Origin of the sequence: Mycobacterium sp. ACS4331, assembly GCF_001667265.1 — a bacterium.
Classification (GTDB): Bacteria; Actinomycetota; Actinomycetes; order Mycobacteriales; family Mycobacteriaceae; genus Mycobacterium.
The window spans coordinates 1-13,841 of sequence record NZ_LZHW01000047.1 but is presented as its reverse complement, the minus strand read 5'-3'; the positions used below and the strand labels follow the sequence as shown (position 1 = coordinate 13,841).

Annotated in this window: 8 protein-coding genes; 2 read left to right on the top strand and 6 right to left on the bottom strand. The window is 68.4% G+C overall.

The window, feature by feature from the left end; genetic code table 11:
- Positions 1-23 precede the first annotated feature (23 nt).
- Together A5727_RS11415 and A5727_RS11410 are read right to left on the bottom strand one after the other, a co-directional pair.
- On the bottom strand, positions 24-2,576 hold the full coding sequence (locus A5727_RS11415; RefSeq protein WP_068249082.1) for an ABC transporter permease: 2,553 nt from the start codon (positions 2,574-2,576) through the stop codon (positions 24-26).
- The gene (locus tag A5727_RS11410) at positions 2,576-3,304 is read right to left on the bottom strand and encodes an ABC transporter ATP-binding protein (protein ID WP_231992045.1); all 729 of its coding nucleotides are present in this window, start codon (positions 3,302-3,304) and stop codon (positions 2,576-2,578) included. The genes A5727_RS11415 and A5727_RS11410 overlap by 1 nt, the downstream gene beginning before the upstream one ends.
- A gap of 197 nt (positions 3,305-3,501) precedes the next feature.
- Here A5727_RS11410 and A5727_RS11405 point away from each other — a divergent pair, with 197 nt between their 5' ends.
- Positions 3,502-4,836 (top strand): cytochrome P450, encoded by a 1,335-nt coding sequence (locus tag A5727_RS11405; RefSeq protein ID WP_082949746.1) that lies wholly within the window; start codon positions 3,502-3,504, stop codon positions 4,834-4,836.
- 2 nt (positions 4,837-4,838) lie between these two features.
- On the top strand, positions 4,839-6,158 hold the full coding sequence (locus A5727_RS11400) for an acyltransferase (protein ID WP_068249036.1): 1,320 nt from the start codon (positions 4,839-4,841) through the stop codon (positions 6,156-6,158).
- A 21-nt stretch (positions 6,159-6,179) separates the two neighbouring features.
- On the opposite strand, the gene A5727_RS11395 is transcribed toward A5727_RS11400, so the two are convergent.
- The 4 genes from A5727_RS11395 to A5727_RS11380 form a co-directional block, all read right to left on the bottom strand.
- Positions 6,180-8,804, bottom strand: coding sequence for a helix-turn-helix transcriptional regulator (locus A5727_RS11395; RefSeq protein ID WP_068249027.1), 2,625 nt, complete (start codon positions 8,802-8,804; stop codon positions 6,180-6,182).
- 121 nt (positions 8,805-8,925) lie between these two features.
- A complete protein-coding gene (locus A5727_RS11390) occupies positions 8,926-10,023 on the bottom strand; it encodes a serine hydrolase domain-containing protein (protein WP_231992044.1) in 1,098 nt (365 codons plus the stop codon).
- A 129-nt stretch (positions 10,024-10,152) separates the two neighbouring features.
- On the bottom strand, positions 10,153-12,300 hold the full coding sequence (locus A5727_RS11385) for a 3-hydroxyacyl-CoA dehydrogenase NAD-binding domain-containing protein (RefSeq protein ID WP_068249023.1): 2,148 nt from the start codon (positions 12,298-12,300) through the stop codon (positions 10,153-10,155).
- Positions 12,301-12,315: 15 nt separating this feature from the next.
- Positions 12,316-13,527 (bottom strand): acetyl-CoA C-acetyltransferase, encoded by a 1,212-nt coding sequence (locus A5727_RS11380; RefSeq protein WP_068249021.1) that lies wholly within the window; start codon positions 13,525-13,527, stop codon positions 12,316-12,318.
- Positions 13,528-13,841 lie beyond the last annotated feature (314 nt).

Here is a 13,841-nt window from a genome sequence, read left to right as displayed (position 1 = left end):
GTGATGCCGGGTCACGTGGACCGTCAACTGTCTCGCAACACCTCAGCGGTCTCCAACCGCCGGGAATGGATCGCCGGATACGCGGCCGCGATGAGCACGAGCACCATCAACGTGGCCGAGGCCGTTCGCAGTGGCAGGCCCAGCACGTCCCAGGCGATACTGCTGCCGTAGTAGACGGGAGATCCCAACGTCCACAGGTACGTCAGGCCCACCCCACCGAGTCCGCCGATGATTGCCACCAGCAGTCCGAGCAGCAGCGCGTAGGCCAGTACCACCGCCTGCTCCTGTCCGGGCACCATCCCCACCGCCCGCAACACCGCTCGCTCACGCCGGCGTTGCACCAGTCCCAGGATGAACACGTTCAACACGCCCACTCCGGCGGCTGCCATCACCACGTAGCCCGAGATCGTGAACGGTTCGAGGAACCGCGTGATTCCGTGCGAGGCCACCGAACGCCACTGCTGATCGTCGTAGACCGACAGGCCCGCGCCCAGTTCGACGAAGTCGTCTCGGTGACTGCTCGCGTCGTCGGCACTGCCGTATCGCACCGCCATCTGGTCGCGCACCGCCGCCCAGTCGGAGCGCGCGCGGCTCTGCGACACCAGAACGATGTCGCCCAGCGCGGAGTCGTCGATCATCAAGGGGCGGAACGTGCCGGCGACGCGGTACCGCTGCGGACCCGACACGGTCGGCAGCTCGACCGTCCCGCCCGTTCCGACACCGAGTCGGCTGGCCGCGATCTCGCTCAGGCCAACCTGCCCGTCCTGTAAGCCATTCCACAGACTCGGCGCGGACGGTTGATAGAGCGCGCGGCTGTACCAATCCCCCGGCGTGACGCCGATGACGAGCCGCGAGGCCGCCCCCGAGGAGATCGTCGCCCGCCAACGTGAGGCCACATCACGCCCGTCGGCAGCGCGCACCACCGAGTCGGCGGTCGGATCTGCGATGCTGCTGCTGCGTTGGTCGAGGACTGATTGACCCGAGATGAACAGCGCCGCGGGCAGCAGGTCGGCCTTCTGGTCGGCCACCTGTTCGGTGCCGAGCAGCTGCATGGTCTGCGCACCGACGGCCATGCTCATCCCGTTGGCCAAGACCCCAGCGGACAGGGCGAACAGCACCGCATAACGACGAACATCGGCACGCAGCAATCGGCCCACCGCGGGCGAGGCCAGCGTCAGCAGCCCCGTCGAGGCGTCGGCGGCCCGCGGCGCGGCCCAGATCGTCACCATCACCACGCCCAGCAGGCCCACGGTCATGCCATTGACGCCGACCTTCAGCGGCCACCGGCCACTCTCAAAGACCTTCAGCACCGCGAATCCGCAAGCCAGGCACACGATCCCGCCGACGACCACCCAGGCGGGGATCGTCCTGGCGCGCTGTACGCCGCCCGCACTCGCCATCGACGCCAACGGGCCCTCACGCGCAAGCCGCACCGCCGGCGCCGCCATCGCGAGGATTCCGCTGAGTGTCCCGGCGAGCATTCCGATCGCGATGAGCGACGGGGTGAAATGCACCGTGATGGTTCCGCCGGATCCCTCCAACATTGATCGGCCGAACCGGTCGACCAGGTAGCTCCCCAGTAGGAGGCCGGTGGGCACCCCCAGTAACCCACCGGCCATTCCCACCAGGGCGCCCTCGCCGATCATCCCCCCGAACAACCCGATCGGTCTGGCGCCGATCGCGCCGATCGTGCCCAGCACCGCCCTGCGGTCCTCGACGGACAGCAGGATGGTGTTGACGGCGATGAGCATGCCGATCAGCACACCTGCGACCGCGATCAGATCGAGGCTTTGCGCGCCGCTTTCGAAGATCGCCGGCATGTGCGGCTTCGGCGGCCCCGCGCTCGCGATTCCGGCGATGACCCTCTCGACATCGCCGGTGATGTCGACCCCCGGGCGTGGCAGCACGAACGCCGTCGTGACATAACCCGTGGTGGACAGCATGGCAGCGGCGGCGTCCGCTGACGGTGCCAGCAGCACATACCCGTTGTTGATTCCTGCGACGCGGTCGAACTCGGGGAACGTCGCAGCCAGGTGTGCTGATCCGGGAGGCAGGCCGGGAAGGCGGAGTTCCTGACCGATCCGCAGACCGTGTCGTTGCGCGATGAGTGCCGGAATCTGCAGGGGCACCCCGGGTCCGGACGACGACAGGAGTTCGCGGGCACGCTGTTCACAGTCGAATGAGCCGACCAGAAGTTCGACCCGACAATCCCCGCCGAGCAGGAAGAAGCCGTGGGTGTCCGCGCCGATGTCCACCGGCCGCAATGCGGCGACCACCGGGACGACCGCCTCCGCCCCCGGGACCTCTGTGCGGAGTCGCTCGACTGTCTCGGTGGGTAATCGGTCGCTGACGTTCGGCGTCACCGCGACCACTCCGGTATCGGCAGCGTGGGTCAGCGACGGGCCGAATGAGTCGAACGGGCTCGCGAGCTCGAACTTGAGAATCAGGGTCCCGACGACCACCGTCACGCCCACCGCCACACCGGTGACGCTGAGCAGCGTCCGCCGCCAGTCCGACAGCAGGGCGGCGAGGTGGATGCGCCGAAACGACAACGTCGAAGCACGCAGCCCGCGCATCACCGCTCGCCGATCGGGATGGCCACGCCGGGGTCATCGAGGTGGTTGGTGAGGCACACTTCGCGGGATCCGTACGCCGCGGCGGCCGGGTCATGCGTCACCATCACGACGGCGACCGCGTCCTCGTCGACCAGCGACCGCAGCAGATCAAGGACCTCCGTCGAGGAGCGGCTGTCGAGATTGCCCGTGGGTTCGTCGGCCAGAACCACCGACGGCCCCGCCACGAGTGCACGAGCCATCGCGATGCGTTGCAGTTGTCCGCCCGACAGTTCGGCAGGCCGGTGCCGAAGCCGGTCCCCCAGCCCCACCCGACGAAGAAGCGCCTCCGCGCGTGCATCGGCCACGCGGGCCCGCACACCGTCGAGCACCAGTGGCAGTGAGACATTCTCGACTGCGGTCAGCATCGGCACCAGGTTGAAGAACTGAAAGACGAAACCGAGTCTTCGCCGCCGAAATGCCGCGCGGGCACCGGCGTTCATCGACCACACGTCCCGCCCGGCGACAGCCACGGTGCCGCGGTCCGGCTCGTCCAGTCCTCCGGCGACATGCAACAGGGTCGACTTGCCCGAACCCGATGGTCCCGTCACGACGACGAACTCGCCCGCCTCCACCGCGAAGTCGAACCCGGCCAGCACCTGCAGCCGCTCGTCGCCGCGCCGGTATGCCTTGTCCACACCTGTGAGCCGGAGCACCGGCGGCACAGCATCGACGTGGCCCTCGTCAAGCACAGATCGATCCTGTCCCGGACACCAGAGGTGGGCGTCAGTGGTGCACCACTGACGCCCACCGCATCGGCATGCGCGGCAGTACTCAAATCGCTGTTTACGCCTCTGCTCGGGTTCCGTCGTCGCCCTTGCGCCATGTGGCGCGACATACCGTCGGGTGACCCGCAGCGTTCCGAGACGATTGCAGGTGGGGGTTCCGCATGACGTGTCCAAACCTGATCGCACCGACTGGCCGAAGCGATGCGCCGACAGCGGTCGGCACGTCGCCGCCGCGCGTGCGCCTGCCCAAGTGGGTGCAGGGCATCGAGTTCGCGGTGTTTCGGCGCAGGGCGATGCGGAACTGGATCAGACGGCATGGGCGAGTCTTCGAGATCAATGTCCCATTCTTCGGCCGAACGGTCATCGTCGCCGACCCCGCTCTCGCCAGGGCCGTGTGCACAGCGCCCGTCGACCAGGTGGGGAACGTGCAGCCGAACCTCAGCAACTGGTTCGGCCCCGGATCGGTGTTCGGCCTCGACGGCAGCGCCCACCATGATCGACGTCGTCTTCTCGCGCCGGCGTTTCACGGTCGAAGCCTGCGCAACTATGAGCGGGTCATTGAGGCCGAGACGCTGCGCGAATCCGCGAACTGGCCGGAGGGTGAAGAATTCCAGATCCTCGAACCGATGAACAGGATCACCTTGAATGTGATCCTCACGGCGATCTTCGGCACCAAGGGGACAGAACGCGAACTCGCCCTGCTGCGTCAGATCATCCCGCCGCAGATGACACTGGGTCAGATCATGGCGTTTGTGCCGGCCCCGCCGCACTGGGTGGGGCGGCCCGGCCCATGGGCCAGGCTGGACGCTTTCCGCGCGACCTTCGACCGGATTGTGCTCACCCTGGTCGACCGAGCGCACGCCGATCCCGATCTCGACACCCGGACCGACATCCTGGCTCTGTTGGTGCGCAGTGGCCTGCCGCGTCAGGGGGTCTGCGACGAAGTCCTGACGCTTATCGGGGCGGGTCACGAAACCGTCGCATCCGCCCTGGGTTGGGTGTTCGAGAGGTTGCGACGCCACCCCGATGTACTGGCTGAGCTGGTCCGGGAAGTCGACGCAGGAGGCGGCGACCTTCGGCGGGCCATGATCGCGGAGGCGCTGCGGGCACGCACCGTCATCGATGTGATCGGCCGACGCGTGCGTGCGCCGTACCTCGATCTGGGCGGGTGGCGGATTCCGCACGGTCGCACGGTGCTCGTGCGCATCGCTGACCTGCACGAGGATCCGAACAGCTACGCGTGCCCGCAGCGTTTCGATCCGCACCGCTTCGACGGGATCAGACCCACCGGCCCCACCTGGCTGGCGTTCGGGTGCGGAGCACGCCGCTGCCTCGGTGCGGATTTCGCGATGACCGAAATGGACGTTGTGATGCGCACCGTCCTGACGAGTTTCCGGATTCACACCGATGCCTCGACCGGAGAGAAACCGCACTTCCGTGGCGTCGCCCATACGCCGAAACTCGGCAGCCGCATCGTGCTGCACCGCAGGACCTAGCCATGACCACCCAACTGATCACCGCCCGGCCCTCGCAGACACTCGAAATCCGTTGCGATGCAGCCGATGCGATGGTGGCCAATCTGGCGGTGCACTTCGTCTTCTTCTTCGAGCGACGTTTGGATGTCAACGTGCTGGCCGACTCGTTCGCCCATGCGCTCACCAGCATGCCGCTGCTCGCCGGTCGAATCGCGGTGCACCGGGGCCGGATGCGAATCCGGTGTGCAGGCCAGGGGGTGCCGTTCACCGCGGTGTCGTCGCACCGCACGCTTCGGGAGGCGATCACCTCGACGTCGGAGGACAACGCGGGATGGCTGGTCGACCCCATCAACGGCGTGGCCACCCGATGCGGACTCGGTCCCCTGTGCAGAGTGCGTGTCACACATCTCGCCGACGACGCCACCGCGATCGGCTTCGCCTGGCACCACGCGATCGGCGACGTGCGGACGTTGATGCATTTCATGAACGCCTGGACCGCGATCGCCGCCGGCACACCGTTCGCGCAACCATTGATCGTCGAAGACCGCGCCGCGCACCTGGACGCGCACCTGCCGTCCAAGGGAGCTTCTGAACCGGGGGTTCGGTGCCTGGGACACGCCGAGCTCGCACGCAGCGCGCTCTACCTCGCCAAGGATGCACGCAGGCAACGGACGTTGGGGTTGTACTTCGGAGCGGATGAGATTCGCCGCATGCGGTGCTCATACGCCACTCGGATGTGGTTGTCCTCCAACGACGTCGTCTGTGCGCACGTGTGCGAAGCGTTGATGGCTGCCGACCCCGCCGTGGACCGTCGCACCCTTGCGATCGCCGTGAACGCGCGAGGCCAGTGCGGCCTGGATCCCATGCTGGTGGGCAACATCATCACCACGCTGAACGTTGATGTTCACCGCGCCGAGTCCGGCCGTTCGATCGCCGAACGCCTTCGTCGGATGGTGACTCATTTCGCCGACGAGCATTGTGATCTGCGCGCCAACCAGCAGTTCCTCGATGCGGCGAGCGCCTGGCAGGCAACCCGGTGTGTATCCACCGCCTTCAATGCTCACCGGTGGAATCCCCTCATCACCAACCTGAGCGGTGTCGGTCTTGCCCGCATCGAGTTCGAGGGCACGCCGCTGTCCTTCCACGCCATGGTGATGAAGCTGCCCGTCCCGGGCCTCGGCGCCCTCATGGAGGGCGCGGGCGGCCGTGGACTGATGTTTCAGATGTCCTTGCCGCCCAAAGACTTCGACGCGATGTCCCGGCCCGAACTCCAGGAACGTCTGCATCGGTTTCGGCAGGACGGCGACGACATTCCGCGCCTGCACCATGCGATGCACGGTTGAGCCGCCCCACCCGATGAAGGATCAGTGCGGACCTGCCCGGGGGCGCGACACCAACGCGGCGAGTTCCTCGCGGCGCGCGGTCCCAGTCTTGGCCATGGCCTTGTAGATATGGCTTTCGACGGTGCGCACCGACACGATCAGTCGCGCCGCGATGGCACGGTTGGACAGTCCTTCGCCGATCAGCATCACGATCTCGCGTTCCCGGTCCGTCAGCGGCAGCGGCGCGCCGGCGCTGCGCAACGCCGGTGTGGACAGGCCGCCGCATTCTGCGGCCAGCCTGCTGGCCCGTGTCGAGCAGCCCAGCGCCGACCCTCGCCGGTCATGTAGACGATGCACCAGCGCGGCCCGTGCCGCTGCGTCAGCAGCCGCGACGACGTCACCGATCCGCTCGAATTCATCTGACACCGCGGACAACTCGTCCGCGTCAGAGCCGCGCAGGCCGTCGGCGAACCGGGCGGCCAGTCCCACCCTCGGGCCCTCCACCACCTGTTCGAGTTCGCGCAACCGCGGTGCGCAGGTGCTGTCGCCGAACTGAACAGCGGTCTGCAGACACAGCACCTCGGCCGCATGCTGTCCGACTGACCTCGACTCCTCGGCCGCTGACCGCAGGATGGCGACCGCCTCGGAGACCGCACCCTGGGCTGCAGACAGCCAGGCCCGCGCGAGGCTGTACTCGTAGCCCAGCTTCCGGAAGGAACGGTCCAGCTCGCCGATCTCCGCGAGCGCCGAAGCGGCCGCACTGGTCGCACCGCACATGGCCAATGCCGTCACGCGGGGAATGCCATAGCGGTAACCCCAGCCGGTGGCGTGGCCCGCCGCCGACAGTTCGCCGGCCGCCCGGCTCAGCGCAGCACTGGCGGCGTCGACGCGGCCGGCGCCGAGGTCAGCCCGACCTTTGATCGCGGCACCGAGCGACTGCGCGGCCCCGGGAAGGTCGGCGGCCTCCCGACACACCCGATCCGCCAGTATTCCGGCTTCCCCGACTCGGCCGGCCAGCAGCAGGGCGCTGACGTGTGCGTCGGCGATGTTGAACCGCATCTGCGGGGCGTCCAGGGACCGCCTCGTGACGGCGTATCCGGTGGTGGCGAGGTCGACGGCTCGCGAGATCTGACCGGCGTCCGCGGCCATCACCGTGACCACCCAGGCGATCTCGGCACCCACAACGGCGGGAAGATCCTCCACTGCAAGGCTTTTGGATATGTCCAAAGCCTGACCCGGCTGGTCGAGCGCAAACAGGTACACCGTCCGGAACGCGTCGATGTACCCGCGCGCCGACAGCGGCGCGGTGCGTGACGCCTCGTCGATGAGCTGCGCCGCACGTCCCGGATCCCCGAGCGCCCACAGCATGTTGCTGGCACGCAGGAACGCGAGCCTGCCCTGCTCGGCGCCGGTCAGATCGGCGCAGGGGATCGCGATCAGGATCGCGTCGGCGTCCTCTCCGCGGCCCAGCCACGAAAGTGCGTGCGCTCGAAGGAACTTGGCCTCCGTCCCGGCTCCGGCGCTGTCGGCCGCCGCCGCCAGCCGTTCGGCGAGGTGCAGGTCCGCCAACCAGATGGCGCCGTGGCTGCCGCCGACCAGCAGCTGGCCGTCGGGGGCGAGATCGGAGTCCAGGCTCAGCATGGCACGGCGCACGATGACCCTGATGTCGTCGTGGTTGGGGCCGGCGGCGAGTTCGGTGGCGACCAGACCGCGAAATCGTCGCAACCGGGTGGCCGCGGCGCGCCCGCGTCGCACCTCCGCGTACAACGGGTGAGCCAGTCGCACCTGCACGCCGGTCCCGGGGTCCTCGAGCGTGATGAGCTCGCGGCCCTCCGCCTCCTCGAGGGCGGTCGCATCGGCGATCCCCGCCAAGATCGACAGTTCCAGCGGTTCGGCGACGGCCAGCACATCGAGCACGTCGCTCACCGGCGCGGGCAGTGCCCCGATCTGCGACTCGACAACCTCGACCAGCCCTGACGGCATCGGCCGGTTCTGAACCCAGCGCCACAATCCGTGGTGTTCGACGATTCCTCCGTCGGCCACCTCCTGCTCCACGATCGTCCGCAGATACAGCACGTTTCCGCGTGTCAGCCGCCACAACCGCAGCGCGGCGTCCGGATCCAGGGCCCCACCCAGAGCCGCCGACAGCAGTGCCGTGGTCTCGTCCAGCCCGAGCGGCTTCAGCTCGAGCCGATCGAACTGGCCCACCCTCGTGATGTCTGAGACCGCTGCCGGAATGGGTTTGCCGTCGACGATCGTCAGCAGCAGTTTCGCCCTGCCCCGCTGCGCGATCTGATGCAGCACGAACGCCGACAGATCATCGAGAAGATGCACGTCGTCGACGCCGATGAGCACCTCGACGCCGGGCGGAGCGGCGGTCAGCGATTCGATCACTCCGCGCAGGAGGTGGACGGTGTCGGTGGCGCCGGGGGGTGCCCAGGCGGTCATCGCCCCCAGCGGCACCGCTGCGGCCGAGGTCGCGCCGACCACCCATCGCACCTCGACGCCCCGCGCATGGGCGGTCTCCAGCACCTGCCGGGCGAGTCGGCTCCTCCCCACCCCGGCCGGGCCGTGGACGACGACACCGGACACGTCCGGCGCGCCGATGGCGGCCTCGATGGCTCGCATCTCCCCCGAGCGGCCACTCAGTGGCCACGACAAGCGCACGCTCAGAGCCTACGAGCCGCGGCGGGCCGGAGAAGGCGAATGCGGTATCGCGCTGGATCGCCGGCTGGTCAGCGACGCCGGGGGCGGTAGCGGTCGGTCTGCGCCGCGGTCATACGGGTCATCACGCCATGTCCGCGCACGCCGCGTTCGTCGCCCAGAACTCGTCGAATCCCTCCAGCGGACCGGACAGCTCGCGCTGGGTCAGCAACAGCGCCACCGAGCCGTCGGGATCGGCGTGCCCGCTCGTCCCGCTGCCGCCGATCCAGCCCCACCGCCCGGACCGCATCCACGGGCGTGCCGGCTCCACGTCAACACCGACACCCAGACCCCAGGACACCCCCGCACCGAGGATGTCCAGCCCCTGCCTGCGCTGCTCGGCGGTGAGCTGGTCGGTGGTCATCAGGCGTACCGTCCCGGGTCGCAGAACCGAGCCTCCGCCATCTGCCATCGCCGAGAAGAACCGCAGCAGATCGGTTGCAGTGGAGACCAATCCGCAGCTGAGGTCCTCGAACGGCGGCGGTCGCAGGAAGGCACCGGCCGGCAGGTCGATCTCCTCGACTCCATCGTCGGCCGGCCGATACGGAGTCGGGAGCCGGTCGGCCTGCTCCACCCAGAATCCGGTGTCCGCCATTCCCAGCGGCCCGGTGATCCGGTCGGCGAGCAGCTCCGCCAATGTCACCCCGGTTGCCCGCGCGAGCAGCACACTGAGCACTTTGAACGGCGTGTCGTAGAGCCACCCGGTGCCAGGATGAAAGGCCAGCGGCACCTCCGCCAGCCGCCGGACGAATTCGTCGCCGGTCAGCTGTGGCGGCACCGGACCAGAGCCGATCCCGCGCTCAAAGATTGCGGACTGCAGTGGACAGGTCTCGAACACCACGCCCCACCCGGCGGTCATGGTCAGCAGGTGCGCCACGGTGATGGGCCGGTCGGCGGGTTCGGTGTCCGACAGGGGGCCGTCCACCCGGCGCAGCACGGCAGGATCGGCGAGTTCGGGGAGCCAGCACCGGATTTCGTCATCCAGGCGCAGCACCCCGTCCTCCATCAGGGCCAGGGTCAGCGCGGCGCCGAGCGGCTTGCCCAGCGACGATATCCGAAACGGGGTGTCGGGCACGATGGGCGCCGCGGCCGCGTCGAAGGAGATCCGGCCCGAGACGTGCACCTCGCCGACGCCGCCACGACGGACTGCCGCGGCATACCCGGGTATTCGGCCGGCGGCCACGCCACGATCAAGGACTGCCCAGAGATCTTCGTTTCCCATAGATGTACAGACCCATCAGGACGGCTGAACTCATCGAGTGCCGACGAAGCCCCCGGAACCTCTGGGTTCCGGGGGCTTCGGCACAGATCGCTAGCTGGTCAGCGACGCCGGCGGGTTGAAGCGGTCGCCGTAACGCTCGGCCAACTGCTTGGCGCGGGCCACGAAGGCCTCCTTGCCCACACCCAGTTCACCCTGGTAACCCACGATGAACTGCGCGCTGCCACCGGTGTACGGCGGGTAGCCGATGCCGAGGATGGAGCCGATGTTGGCGTCGGCCGTCGAGGTCAGCACGCCCTCGTCGATGCACTTCTGGGTCTCCAGTGCCTCGGCGAACAGCATGCGGTCGATGGCGTCCTGCAGCGGGACATCCGCCTTGCCGGAACCGAACGTGTCGGCCAGGCCCGGCCACAGGCCGACGCGCTTGCCGTCGACGTACTCGTAGAACCCGGCGCCCTTGAGCCGCGACGGACGACCGATCTCGATCATCTTGTTCACCACAGCCTCGGCCGGGTGCGGCTCGTAGCTGGCCCCACTGGCCTCGGCGGCCTTACGGGTCTCGGTGGCGATCTTCTGCATCAGCTCGAGGTTGAGCTCATCCGAGAGCTGCAGCGGAGCGGCCGGGTAGCCGGCCTGTGCACCGGCCTGCTCGATGCTGGCGGCCGGGACACCCTCGCCCAGCATGGCCAGCGCCTCGTTGACGAAGGTGCCGATGACGCGGGAGGTGAAGAAGCCGCGGCTGTCGTTGACCACGATCGGGGTCTTCTTGATCGCCAGGGTGTAGTCGAACACCCGGGCCAGCGCCTCGTCGGAGGTCTTCTCGCCCTTGATGATCTCCACCAGCGGCATCTTGTCGACCGGCGAGAAGAAGTGGATCCCGATGAAATCCTCCTGGCGCTTGACGCCAGTGGCCAGACCGGTGATCGGCAGGGTCGAGGTGTTCGAGCCCAGCAGCGCGTTCGGCTCGACGATGTCCTCGATCTCCTGGAACACCTTGTGCTTGAGTTCCTGGTTCTCGAACACGGCCTCGATCACGAAGTCGACGCCCGCCAGGTCGGCGGCATCGGCGGTCGGGTGGATCTTGGCCAGCAGTGCGGCCGACTTCTCCTCGGTGGTCTTGCCGCGCTTGAGCGCCTTGGCCTCCAGACCCTCCGAGTACGCCTTACCCTTCTGGGCGGCCTCGAGCGTCACGTCCTTGAGCACCACGTCGTAGCCGGCCTTGGCCGACACATAGGCGATGCCGGCGCCCATCATGCCCGCACCCAGCACACCGATCTTCTTGATCTCCTGGGTGGGGATGCCCTCGGGCCGCGACGCGCCGCCGTTGATGGCCTGCATGTCCAGGAAGAACGCCTGGATCATGTTCTTCGCGGTCTGACCGGTGACCAGGCCCACGAAGTAGCGGCTCTCGATGCGGGTGGCGGTGTCGAAGTCGACCTGCGCGCCCTCGACCGCGGCGGACAGGATGGCCCGCGGCGCCGGCATCGGGGCACCCTTGAGCTGCTTGCGCAGCAGTGCCGGGAACGACGGCAGGATCGCGGCCAGACCAGGGCTGGACGGGGTGCCGCCGGGCATCTTGTAGCCCTTGGCATCCCACGGCTGGGTGTGCGCCTCAGGATTGGCCTTGATCCACGCCTTGGCGGCCGGGATCAATTCGTCGACCGTGCTCACCAACTCATCGACGAGGCCGACCTCCTTGGCCTTCGCCGGGTTGAAACGCGTTCCCTGCGAGAGGATCTCCATGAACGCCTTCTGGATACCGAACATCCGGACGGTGCGGGCCACGCCGCCACCACCGGGCAGCAGGCCCAGGGTGACCTCCGGCAGGCCGATCACGACGCCGCGGACGTCGGCGGCGATGCGGTGATGAGTGGCCAGGGCGATCTCCAGGCCACCGCCGAGGGCCGCACCGTTGATCGCCGAAACCACCGGCACACCCAGGGTTTCCAGCTTGCGCAGGTCGGCCTTGATGAACTCGACCTCGGCGAACGACTCGGCGGCGTTCTCCGGGCCGACGTTCATCATGCCCTTGAGGTCACCGCCGGCGAAGAAGGTCTTCTTCGCGCTGGCGATGACGACACCGGTGATCGAGTCCTTCTCCGCCACAAGGCGTTCCACGGCGTTGTGCATGGACTCCTTGTAGTGCTCGTTCATCACGTTGGCCGAGCCGGTCGGGTCGTCCAGCGTCAGGGTGACGATGCCGTCGGCATCCTTGTCCCACTTGATGGTGTTCTCTGCCATGTTTTTCGCTCTTTCCTAGACGCGCTCGATGATGGTGGCCACGCCCATGCCGCCGCCGACGCACAGCGTGATCAGGGCACGCTTGGCACCGCGGCGCTCGAGCTCGTCGACCATGGTTCCGGTGATCATGGCGCCGGTGGCGCCCAGCGGGTGGCCCATCGCGATGGCGCCACCGTTGACGTTGAGCTTCTCGTCGGGGATGTTGAGGTCCTTCTGGAACTTCAGCACCACCGAGGCGAAGGCCTCGTTGAGTTCGAACAGGTCGATGTCGTCGACGGTCAGGCCCGCCCGGTCGAGCACCTTCTTGGTGGCCGGGGTCGGACCGGTCAGCATGATGACCGGATCGGCGCCGGAGGTGGCGGTGGCCACGATGCGGGCGCGCGGGGTCAGACCCTGCGAGGCACCGGCCTTCTCCGAACCGATCAGCACCAGGGCCGCGCCGTCGACGATGCCCGAGCTGTTGCCGCCGGTGTGGACGTGGTTGATCTTCTCCACGAAGTGGTACTTCTGCAGCGCCACATCGTCGAAGCCGCCCATCGCGCCGATGCCGTCGAACGCGGTCTTGAGCTTGCCCAGGCTCTCCACGGTCGAACCGGGACGCATGTGCTCGTCGTTGTCGAGGATGACCAGACCGTTCTGGTCGCGGACCGGCACGACAGACTTGGCGAAGTACCCGCCCGACCAGGCCGCCGCGGCGCGCTCCTGCGACCGCGCCGCGTAGGCGTCGACGTCCTCACGGGAGAAGCCCTCGATGGTGGCGATCAGGTCGGCACCGATGCCCTGCGGGACGAACCCGATGCGGTAGTTGGTCTCCGGATCGCCGGCCCAGGCGCCGCCGTCGGCACCCATCGGCACGCGGCTCATCGACTCAACGCCGCCGGCGAGCACCAGGTCGTCCCAGCCGGAGCGGACCTTCTGCGCGGCGATGTTGACGGCTTCCAGGCCCGAGGCGCAGAACCGGTTGAGCTGAACGCCACCGGTGGTCTCGGGGAGGTTGGCCACCAGAGCGGCGGTACGGGCGATGTCGCCACCCTGGTCGCCGACCGGCGACACGACACCCAGGATGAGGTCGCTGATCAGGGTCTCGTCCAGGTCGGGGAAACGGGTGCGGAGCTCGTCGACCAGGCCGACGACGAGATTGACCGGCTTGACCTCGGTCAGGGCGCCGCCACGCTGTTTGCCGCGCGGCGTGCGGATGGCCTCGTAGATGAAGGCTTCTTCGGACATGTAGGTACTCCAGGTCCTGTTCAGGTTGGTGATCGCAGGTCTGCGTCGACCGCAGGTCTGCGCGGAGGGTCGTCCTCTGACTCGCCAGCCTAGCAGGCTCACCCAACCCGTTGGTTGGGAGCATTCCCCCGGGTGCCCCTGCCCCACCGCGAGCAGTGCCCCCGCCCCACCGCGCGGCCCACGGGGGCGCCGGGCGACGGGGGGGCCGGCCGGGGAGGGGCCGGGGGGGGGCCGGGCGGGGGGGGGGGGCCGCGCGGGCCCGGCGCGGGGGGGGGGCGGGCGCGAGAGGAGGGGGGAAATCAGCGGGCCGCGGC